The 3,304-nt window shown below is 70.2% G+C and carries 5 protein-coding genes; 2 read left to right on the forward strand and 3 right to left on the reverse strand.

Features of this window, described 5'->3' with window-relative positions:
- The first annotated feature begins 170 nt into the window (after positions 1 to 170).
- Complete coding sequence (locus FNH08_RS47460) at positions 171 to 1,013, forward strand: aldo/keto reductase (RefSeq protein ID WP_152778109.1); 843 nt, start codon at positions 171 to 173, stop codon at positions 1,011 to 1,013.
- Positions 1,014 to 1,128: 115 nt separating this feature from the next.
- On the forward strand, positions 1,129 to 1,710 hold the full coding sequence (locus FNH08_RS47465; RefSeq protein WP_152778110.1) for a hypothetical protein: 582 nt from the start codon (positions 1,129 to 1,131) through the stop codon (positions 1,708 to 1,710).
- A gap of 15 nt (positions 1,711 to 1,725) precedes the next feature.
- Here the strand turns inward: FNH08_RS47465 and FNH08_RS47470 are convergent, their stop codons facing one another.
- The 3 genes from FNH08_RS47470 to FNH08_RS47480 all read right to left on the reverse strand — a co-directional run bounded on the left by FNH08_RS47470 (position 1,726) and on the right by FNH08_RS47480 (position 3,148).
- Positions 1,726 to 2,145 carry a PIN domain nuclease gene (locus FNH08_RS47470; RefSeq protein ID WP_322726584.1) on the reverse strand — a complete coding sequence of 140 codons (420 nt, stop codon included), beginning with the start codon at positions 2,143 to 2,145 and terminating at the stop codon, positions 1,726 to 1,728.
- Positions 2,136 to 2,342, reverse strand: coding sequence for a type II toxin-antitoxin system VapB family antitoxin (locus FNH08_RS47475; RefSeq protein ID WP_152778111.1), 207 nt, complete (start codon positions 2,340 to 2,342; stop codon positions 2,136 to 2,138). Before FNH08_RS47475 ends, FNH08_RS47470 begins: the two co-directional genes overlap by 10 nt.
- 128 nt (positions 2,343 to 2,470) lie before the next feature.
- Positions 2,471 to 3,148 (reverse strand): class I SAM-dependent methyltransferase, encoded by a 678-nt coding sequence (locus FNH08_RS47480; protein WP_152778112.1) that lies wholly within the window; start codon positions 3,146 to 3,148, stop codon positions 2,471 to 2,473.
- Between the last annotated feature and the right edge of the window lie 156 nt (positions 3,149 to 3,304).

Here is a 3,304-nt window from a genome sequence, read left to right on the forward strand (position 1 = left end):
CCGGAGTGCCGCAGGAAAAGGCACAGGAAAAGGGCACAGGAACGGGCACAGAAAAGGGCACAGGAAAAGGTGTAGAAAATACCGTGGAAAATACCGGGTGACCTGTCCAACTGCGTTGTTAGCGTTGTCGCTTGACCGAGCCGGCGAAGGCGACAGGGCGGAGACGGCAGATGGCATCGACCACGACCACGTTTCGGATCGGCGGGGATCTCGAGGTACGGCGGCTCGGGCTGGGCGCCATGCACCTGTCCGCCGAACCCGCCGACGCCCGCACGGCCTCCCTCACGCTCGCCCGGCAGGCCGTGGAACTCGGCGTCACGCTGATCGACACGGCCCACATGTACGGCTGGGGAGCCAACGAGGAACTCCTCGCCGAGGCCCTGCACCCGTACCCGGAGGACCTGCTCGTCGCGACCAAGGTCGGGATCGCGCGGTCGCCGTCGGGCAAGGTGCGGACGGACGGGCGGCCCAAGGTCCTGCGCCACCAGGTGGACGAGGCGCTGCGCCGACTGCGCGTCGAGCGCGTCGAACTGCTCCAACTGCACCGCATCGACCCTGAGACGCCCCTCGCCGACCAGCTGGGCACGCTGCGGGAGTTGAGGGACGAGGGCAAGGTGGGCCGGATCGGCCTGTCGGAGGTCACCGTCGCCGAACTCGACCGAGCGCGGGAGATCGTCGACATCGCGAGCGTGCAGAACCGCTACAACCTGTTCGACCGGGAGCACGAGCCGGTGCTCGACGCGTGTACGGCGGCGGGCATCGCGTTCCTGCCGTGGCGGCCCGTCGCGCACGGGACGTCGGGCGAGCGGGCCGAGGTCGCCGCGGTGGCGGCCGAGCTGGGCGCCACCGCCACCCAGGTCGCGCTCGCGTGGCTCCTCGACCGCTCTCCGGTCGTCCTCCCCATCCCGAGCACCACCCGCACCGACCACCTGGAGGAGAACGTCGCGGCGGACCGCCTGCGGCTGACCCGGGCTCAGCGCGACCGCCTCGACGGGTTGGCCGGGGAGGCGTAGCCCTCGCTGCCCCTCGTTGCCCCGCTGCCCCTCGTTGTCCCTCGATGTCAGTGGTCCATGCCATGCTCGACCACGACGGCAAGACACCGCCCGAGGACCCGAGGAGGGGACGAGCATGGCGAACCACGCGCAACTGACCGCCCTGGGCCGGGCCCTGCGCCTCGTCGGCGAGCACGGCGAGGCCCTGACGGCCACCACCCCCGACGCCAAGCTGCACGAGGTCAAGGCCGACCTCCGGCGCGCCCTGGACCTGTTGGACGAGACGGTCACGAGCGCGAAACCCACGACACGCTGCGCCGAGCATCCGAACGGCCCGGTGGACGAGGACGCCCCCGACCGCTGCCTCCTCTGCGAGACCCGCCGCCGCACGGCCCTGCGCACCCAGGTCAACGGCGCGTACGGGCCACCACGCCCCGCGACACCCGTCGAACCCGCCCCGTCCCGTTACGGCATGAGCGGCGACCGCCCCCAGCCCCAGCAGCGCTGGCTCCCGGAGGCGTGGAACGGCCAGGCGTGGCAGCTCTGCGGCACCCCACGCCGCGACCGCCGCGAGGCCGAGCTGTACCTGGCCGCCCAGCGCCGCGGCCCCCGCCCGGCGATGGCGTACCGCCTGGTCCACGAGTTCACGGACTACGAGGTGCTGCGGGTGTGGGGCGAGCCGATAAGGGTGGACATCGAACCGATGGGCAACCTGTGACCGCGGCACCTCGGCTCACGGCACCGAGCCGCGCTCCACGACCCATTCTGTGGGTTGACCGGTGATCTCGGCGATGTGTTCATAGTCGCCGTCGTAGTGGAGCACCGTCACACCATGCCGCTCGGCCGTAGCGGCGATCAGCAGATCCGGGATGGAAGACTCCCGGTGAATCCCCTTTTCCGCGAGAAGGCCCTGGACCTGGACCGCCCGAGCACCGATCTCATCAGTAAGAGGCAACCACTCGAAGCCCTTCCGGAGCGAGCGCCCCGTCGCATGCTTCGCCGCGTTGCGCGCGCTGAACAGAATCTCCAGGTCGATCACGGCACAGGTCGCCACCAGCCCTCGATGAACGAGTGGACTCAGAACCGTCTTCACCGAGGGGTGCCTGGCCCGCGCCCATACGCTCTTGTCGACCAGGTACCGCGCTACTGCCACGCCCTCGCCATCACTTCCGGATCGCCCAGGTCGCTGAAGGCCCCCTCGTCGAGCATCTCCATGAACCGCTGTCGCTTGGCGGCCGCCACGAACTCCTCAAGCGCGCCGTTCACCGTGGCTCGTTTGGTGGTGGTGCCCAGTATCTCCGCCGCCTCAGCGACAAGTGCATCATCCAGGTCGATCATGGTGCGAGACATCGCCGCCTCCACGCATAAGAACCGAGCAGGTTCTTATGCCACGCTACGGCGAATCCCTCATCACGGCAATCGCCCGTCCAGGTTGATCCGCCGCACCCGCGTCCCGCCCGCCCTGCCTGCAAACAGAGCTAGTCGATCACAAGATCGTCAGACGTCCGACGCCACACCAGCGTGTACCTCCAGAACAGCCGACGCCGAAGCCGCACACCGGGCAGCACGCGCCGCGCCTCCCGGACGATGTCACCGAAGCCTTCCTCCGCCGACCGGGTCACCGCGGTCATGGACACCGGCCGCGGTGCCGTGCGCCCTCTGTTCTTGACCCACCCCACCAGGACGTTCGCCGGGACGGAGGCGAGGCCGAGCAGCTGGTCCACCAGGGTCTCCGTGCGGGCGAGCCCGACCACGACCAGCGTTCCCCCGGGCGCCAGTCGCCGACGGAAGTGCGCGAGCGCCTCGTCCAACGGCAGGTGATGAAGGACGGCGACGCAGGTGATGACGTCGTACGACCCGTCAGGGCCCTCACCCAGCGCGTCCGCGACGGCGAAGGTCACCGGCGCACCGGCCGGAGTCGCCTCCCGCGCCCGTTCGACGATCTCCGGATCCGAGTCGATGCCGTGCACCTCGGACGCCCGGGTCGCCAGCAGCCTGGCCAGGTCACCGCTCCCGCACCCGACATCCAGGGCACGGCCGAAGCGCCGGGGCACCTGCCGCAGGATCCACGCGTGGTAGTGCGCGTTGTGGTCCCAGGGATGGGCGGAGTTGAAGCGCTCCAGGGCCTGGACGAGGCGGGGCGGCAAGGTCACCATGCGGACAGTTCAACACGGCAGCCGCCCCTCCCGGTTGGCCCGCCGCACCCGCTCCCTCAGCACCTTCTCCGCAGGCGCCTCCCCCACCGACTCCGGCGGACAGTCCCACTCACGACCACCACCGACGGGCCGCAACTGCACCCGCCCGCCCACGTG

This window comes from Streptomyces spongiae, assembly GCF_009377185.1.
GTDB lineage: Bacteria > Actinomycetota > Actinomycetes > Streptomycetales > Streptomycetaceae > Streptomyces > Streptomyces spongiae.